General features: G+C 66.4%; 7 protein-coding genes. 2 read left to right on the forward strand and 5 right to left on the reverse strand.

The window, feature by feature from the left end; genetic code table 11:
* Positions 1-19: 19 nt before the first annotated feature.
* The 5 genes from ruvB to pdxT form a co-directional block, all read right to left on the reverse strand.
* The gene (gene ruvB / locus D477_RS02705; protein ID WP_005267039.1) at positions 20-1,102 is read right to left on the reverse strand and encodes a Holliday junction branch migration DNA helicase RuvB; all 1,083 of its coding nucleotides are present in this window, start codon (positions 1,100-1,102) and stop codon (positions 20-22) included.
* The gene (gene ruvA, locus D477_RS02710) at positions 1,102-1,740 is read right to left on the reverse strand and encodes a Holliday junction branch migration protein RuvA (RefSeq protein ID WP_005267042.1); all 639 of its coding nucleotides are present in this window, start codon (positions 1,738-1,740) and stop codon (positions 1,102-1,104) included. The genes ruvB and ruvA overlap by 1 nt, the downstream gene beginning before the upstream one ends.
* Before the next feature lie 138 nt (positions 1,741-1,878).
* Positions 1,879-2,451 (reverse strand): crossover junction endodeoxyribonuclease RuvC, encoded by a 573-nt coding sequence (ruvC, locus tag D477_RS02715; RefSeq protein WP_005267044.1) that lies wholly within the window; start codon positions 2,449-2,451, stop codon positions 1,879-1,881.
* A gap of 16 nt (positions 2,452-2,467) precedes the next feature.
* Positions 2,468-3,226 carry a YebC/PmpR family DNA-binding transcriptional regulator gene (locus D477_RS02720; RefSeq protein WP_005267046.1) on the reverse strand — a complete coding sequence of 253 codons (759 nt, stop codon included), beginning with the start codon at positions 3,224-3,226 and terminating at the stop codon, positions 2,468-2,470.
* Positions 3,227-3,228: 2 nt separating this feature from the next.
* Entirely contained in the window at positions 3,229-3,900 is a 672-nt protein-coding gene (gene pdxT / locus D477_RS02725) for a pyridoxal 5'-phosphate synthase glutaminase subunit PdxT (protein WP_272943810.1), read from the reverse strand.
* Between the two features lie 136 nt (positions 3,901-4,036).
* Between pdxT and D477_RS02730 the strand changes: the two genes are divergently transcribed.
* Positions 4,037-5,311: a Mur ligase family protein gene (locus tag D477_RS02730; protein ID WP_043845331.1), complete on the forward strand. Its 1,275-nt coding sequence runs from the start codon at positions 4,037-4,039 to the stop codon at positions 5,309-5,311.
* A complete protein-coding gene (locus D477_RS02735) occupies positions 5,311-6,033 on the forward strand; it encodes a type 1 glutamine amidotransferase (RefSeq protein WP_005267051.1) in 723 nt (240 codons plus the stop codon). The genes D477_RS02730 and D477_RS02735 overlap by 1 nt, the downstream gene beginning before the upstream one ends.
* Positions 6,034-6,204 lie beyond the last annotated feature (171 nt).

Consider the following 6,204-nt stretch of genomic DNA (forward strand, 5'->3'; position numbering starts at 1 on the left):
CGCCAAGGACACGTCACGGTCAGCTATCAGAATAGCCGTTTTCCTCCTCTGCCAGGACCGACAGCAGGTCCGGGGCCGGAGCAGCAGCGGACTGCGGCATCTCCAGGCCAAGGTGCTCCCAAGCCGCCGGCGTGGCAATCCGCCCCCGCGGAGTGCGGCCGAGGAGTCCCTCGCGCACGAGGTACGGCTCGGCGACGGTTTCAACCGTCTCTGTCTCTTCACCCACCGCGATCGCCAGAGTGGAAAGCCCGACAGGCCCGCCCCCGAACTTGGTGACCAGAGCGGTGAGAACCGAACGGTCCAGTCGGTCCAGCCCCCGTTCGTCCACCTCATACATGTCCAAAGCCGAGGCCGCCGACCTGACGTCGATTTCTTCGATTCCATGGACCAGGGCCCAGTCCCGCACCCGGCGCAGCAACCGGTTGGCGATACGGGGCGTACCGCGAGAACGTCCGGCGATCTCTGCAAAGCCGGCGGAACTGATCTTCAGGTCCAGCAGCATGGCCGAGCGGCGCAGCACCAGCTCGAGCTCCTGCGTGGAGTAGAACTCAAGGTGACCGGTAAAACCGAACCGGTCCCGCAGCGGACCTGGCAGCAGGCCGGCGCGGGTAGTGGCGCCAACCAGCGTGAACGGCGGCAGGTCCAGGGGAATGGCGGTGGCGCCCGGGCCCTTGCCGACGACGATGTCGACGCGGAAGTCCTCCATGGCCATATAGAGCATCTCCTCCGCCGGCCTGGACATTCGGTGGATTTCGTCCAGGAAGAGGATTTCGCCCTCCGTCAACGACGACAGGATGGCAGCGAGATCCCCGGCGTGCTGGATCGCCGGGCCGGAGCTGATGCGCAGCGGTGCGTTCATTTCCGCAGCAATGATCATTGCCAAGGTTGTCTTGCCCAGGCCCGGCGGGCCCGACAGCAATACGTGATCCGCGGTGCGCTCCCGGATCCGGGAGGCTTCCAGGACCAGCGACAACTGCTGCCGCACCCGGGCCTGTCCGACAAAATCGGCAAGGTTCTTTGGCCGCAGCGCCGACTCCAGCGCCCGCTCCTCCGCTTCGCCCACCGCCGAGACGATGGAATCACGTCCCGTTTCAGCAGGCATCAGTTCACACCTGCCGCAGCGCGGCGGCTGCTGCCGGCCCGGCCGGCATCCTGGCCCAGCCGGCGCAGGGTCAGGCGGAGCATGTGGCCGACATCGGCACCGGATGCAGCCTCCGGGTTCTCCTCAGCCGTCTTTTCCAAGGCGATCCCCGCGTCCTTCTCCGACCAGCCCAGTCCGGTCAGTGCCTGCAGCACCTGGTCCTCCCAGGCCGGTGCCACGGGAGCCGCAGGGCCTTCGACCGGCACGAGCTTGCCGGCCAGCTCCAGCACGATCCGGCCGGCCAGCTTTGGCCCAATACCGGGGACCTTGCTGATGGCCTTGCTGTCTCCGTCCGCAACGGCCTGCCGCAGTGCTTCGGGGGGATGAACAGCGAGGGCAGCCAGCCCGAGGCGGGGTCCCACGCCACTGACGGAGATCAGGGTTTCGAAAACCTCGCGCTGGGTGGAATCCTCGAACGCATACAGCGTCATCGAATCCTCGCGCACGATCATGGTCGTTGCTACTTCGGCTTCGCGGCCGACTCGCAGGGTGGCCAAGGTCTGCGGGGTTGCCTGTACGAGCATGCCGAAGCCATTCACGTCGATCACGGCCGAGTTCAAGCCAACATGGCTGACAACGCCGCGCAGCGAGCTGATCATTTGTTCCACTCCATAACCGCAGGGACGGAGCCCCGGTGCAGATGTCCCGCGCCGCTTCTCCGAATATATCTACGAACACCCTACGCGTTCCCGGCGACATTCAGCCGATTGCCGCACCGGGGTGTGGCAACTGCGGCCTCAGCCCTTGCGCCGGGCCTTGGCTTGCGCCTCCGCCCAAATCTGCTGCGCCGGTGTCAGGGACCGTGCTCCGGCTTCCTGCCGTGGCGACGCTGCGCTCCCCCGCCAAGCATGGGTAATGGCCAGTGCCAGCGCATCGGCTGCATCCGCAGGACGCGGTGAAGCGTCGAGCCGCAGAATGCGGGTCACCATCTTGGTGACCGCTGCCTTGTCGGCCTGACCGTTGCCGGTCACCGCCGCTTTCACTTCCGTCGGAGTGTGCAGGGCGACCGTGATGCCCCGCCGGGCAGCGGCCGTAATAACGACGCCGGAAGCCTGCGCTGTCCCCATCACCGTACTGACATTGAGCTGGCTGAAAACACGCTCCACCGCCAGCACATCGGGCTGGTACCGGTCCAGCCAGTCCTCGATCGACGTCGCAATGGTCAGCAGACGCTGCTCGAGCGGGACGTCTGCACCGGTTCCCACAACGGTCACTGCCGCCAGCGTGGCTCTCCGGTTGGGTTCGACGTCGACGACGCCGAAGCCGCAGCGGGTGAGGCCCGGGTCAACGCCCAGGACACGCAGCGTCATCCGGCCTGGCTCCGGTTCAGTCTTCAGCTTCCAGCGCGGCGACAACCTCATCGGAAAGGTCGGCGTTGGAGTAGACGTTCTGGACGTCATCCAGGTCTTCCAGCGCGTCCGCCAGCTTCATGAACTTCCGCGCCGCGTCCAGGTCCAGTTCGACGTCCATGGAGGGAACGAACTCGACCTCGTCCGTGTCGTAGTCGATGCCCGCTTCTTCCAGCGCGCCAACCACGGCACGCAGGTCGGTCGGCTCGCAGTGGATTTCGAAGTTTTCGCCGGACTCCTTGACTTCCTCGGCACCAGCGTCGAGCACGGCCATCAGGACGTCGTCCTCGGTCAGATCCTTCTTCGGCAGGTTCACCACGCCCTTGCGGCTGAACATGTAGCTGACCGATCCGGGGTCCGCCACGGTTCCGCCGTTCCGCGTGATGGCAACGCGGACTTCGGAAGCAGCGCGGTTCTTATTGTCGGTGAGGCATTCAACCAGCAGCGCCGACCCCTGGGGGCCGCGCGCTTCGTAGATGATTTCCTGGTAGTCGATGCTCTCACCGGTCAGGCCCGCGCCGCGCTTGATGGCCCGGTCGATGTTGTCATTGGGCACCGAGGTCTTCTTGGCCTTCTGGACCGCCAGTTCGAGTGCCGGGTTGCCGGATACGTCGGCGCCGCCTGCGCGGGCTGCCACTTCGATGTTCTTGATCAGCTTGGCGAACGACTTGGCACGGCGGGCATCTATGACGGCCTTCTTGTGCTTGGTCGTTGCCCATTTAGAGTGTCCAGCCATGCTTACGCCTCTCCTCTGACGATGCGGATAAACAGTTCGTGGATGCGGCGCTCCCCCGTGACTTCCGGATGGAACGAGGTGGCCAGCAGATTCCGTGAACGCACTGCGACAATTCTAGCTGTCCCGTGCAAAGTCTCGGTGTGCGACGCTTCCTCCGGCTGCACCTGCGCGAGCACCTCGACGCCGTCGCCTACCCGTTCCACCCACGGTGCCCGGATGAAGACGGCGTGCACCGGCTCCGGCTCGGCGCCCGGGACCGCGGCACTGAACTCCAGCCCACGGAAGGCCAAGTCGGTCTCGAAGGACTCGCGCTGGCGGCCGAAGGCGTTACGCCGGACGGTAATGTCCAGGCCGCCTAGAGTCTGCTGCGGATTGCCCTGGCGGTCGGTTGCCGGATCGGCAATCTCATTGGCGAGCATGATCATGCCGGCGCAGGAGCCGTAGACCGGCAGGCCTGCGGAGATGCGCGCTTTCAGCGGCTCGGCGAGGTCGAAAATCCGGGTGAGCTTGTCAATCGTCGTCGATTCGCCGCCTGGGATGACCAGTCCGTCTACGGCTGCCAGTTCCGCCTCCCGGCGGACCGGCACTGCCTCGGCCCCGCTGTGGGCCAGGGCGGCAAGATGTTCCCGGACGTCGCCTTGCAGGGCGAGCACACCGATTTTGACCACGTGGATTCCTTTTCGACTTCCGCAGGGACCGGGCCGGGTTCCGGCCAAGGAAAAACACTAGCGGCATCCAGCACCGGGGCGCGAGCCGGATCCAGCCGGACCGTTCAGACCGGCGCCGTCTGAGCTTGTATAGTTTCTAGTCATGCGACACCTCCTAGCGACCGTTGTCGGAAAGACCGTCCGGGTGGTGGCGAAGCTACGGGGAGGGGGTTCCGCCCTCCCCGGCCTGGTCGCCGAAAAGATCGATCCGAACTTCCTGCCACGCACCTTGGGCACTTTGCCCCACGGGGTCGTGGTCATCAGCGGGACCAACGGAAAAACGACGACGACGAAAATGGTCGTCGAGCTGCTGCAGGGCCAAGGCCTAAGGGTCTTCACCAATCGCACCGGCAGCAACTTCACCCGCGGCGTCGTCGCCGCGGTGCTGGGCGAATCTACCACCGCGGGAAAGCTCACCGCCGATATTGCCGTGCTCGAGCTGGACGAAGCCCACGCCGTGCACTTCGTCAAGCTGGTGGCCCCGCGCTACAGCCTGCTCCTCAATGTCATGCGCGACCAGCTGGACCGCTTCGGCGAAATCGAGACAACCGCCGGCTTCCTGCGCCAGATCGCACAGGCCACCACCGAAGCCGTGGTGCTGAACCGCGAGGATCCCCGGATTGCGGGGCTCGCCGAAGCCGTGACGGCCAGGGAGGTCCGCTACTTCGGACTGGCCTCCGGCCTGCGCCATATGTTCCCCAGTGACGACGATATGCGCTCCGGCACCACCGGCGAGGCAGCCGCATTGCCGGATGCCGACGTCATACTTTCCTCCTGCGACGGGCCCGAGGCGACCTTCACCGTGGATGGACGGGACATCGATGCCCGGCTGAAGCTGACCGGCGTCTACAACGTCTACAACTCCGCCGCCGCGCTCGCGCTGGCCCGGACCGTGCTGGGCGCGGACGCAGACGAGGAGGCGCTGCTGCGCTCGCTGGAAGCCGTCACCCCCGCCTTCGGCCGCGGCGAATCTCTGACGGTCAACGGGCAGCCGCTGGATCTGGTGCTGGTCAAGAACCCCGCCGGCTTCCGGCTGGCGCTGCGGTCCTTCCCCGCCGAGGGCTTCCGCACGATGATCGCCATCAACGACAATTACGCGGACGGCCGCGACATGTCCTGGCTGTGGGACGTCGATTTCGACTCGCTCGCCGCCGCCGGCGTGGACGAGGTCAGCGGGGTCCGTGCGCACGACATGGCGCTGCGGCTGTTCTACGAGGACGTGCCCGTGGGCCGGGTCGATACCGAGCTGACCGCCTCGCTGCGCCGCTTCATCGAGCTGGACCCGGACAAGCCCAAGCGGATCTACTGCACCTACACCGCCATGCTTGCGCTGCGCCGCGAGCTGGGCAAACTGACCGATGTGGAGGTGGTTTCCTGATGGATGCACCGGTGATCGACCTGCTGCAGCTCTACCCGCGGGACATGAACATCTACGGCGACTGGGGCAATGTCCTGGTGCTGCGCAAGCGGCTCCAGCTGCGCGGCTACGACGTGCGGCTGCACGAGTACAACCCGGGCGACGAATTTCCCGGCCAGGTGGACCTGATTGTCGGCGGCGGCGGGCAGGACTCGGGCCAGAACAAAATCCAGGCGGACCTGCACGCGCTGGGCGGCCGGCTGAAGGAACTTGCCGACGACGGCGTCCCCATGCTGGCCATCTGCGGCCTGTACCAGCTCTTCGGGAACTTCTTCAAGACGCACACCGGCGACGTCATCAAGGGCATCGGGCTGCTCAACGTGGACACCGTCGGCGGGCCGACCCGGATGATCGGCAACACGGTCCTGGACAGCAGCGAGTTCGGAACCGTGATCGGCTACGAGAACCACAGTGGCCAGACCTTCCTCAAGGAGGGCGTCCAGCCGTTCGGCACGGTGACCAAGGGCGAGGGAAACAACGGCCAGGACGGCACGGAGGGCGCACGCTACCGGAATGTCGTGGCCAGCTACCTGCACGGATCGCTGCTGCCGAAGAACCCGGCGGTTGCCGACTTCCTGGTCCGCCATGCGGCGCTCCGCCGGCACGGCAGCTTCAACGATGTCCGGCTGGACGTGCCCTATGAGGCCGAGGCCCGCGAATCCTCGGCGGCCCGGCCCCGCTAGCGGCCGGACGCGCCGCCGAGCAGCCATTCGCGGGCGCCGTCCTGCGCCGCGCCCATGGACTCCACCGTCTCCTTGGTGCGCAGCCGGCTGGCCGCATCCGCTTCCGCCGAGACACAGGCCTGCCCGGCCGCCGCGTTCTGCGCAAGGGCGTCGGCCGCGACCGGGCACCAG

Source organism: Arthrobacter crystallopoietes BAB-32, assembly GCF_000328305.2.
Taxonomy (GTDB): Bacteria; Actinomycetota; Actinomycetes; order Actinomycetales; family Micrococcaceae; genus Crystallibacter; species Crystallibacter crystallopoietes_A.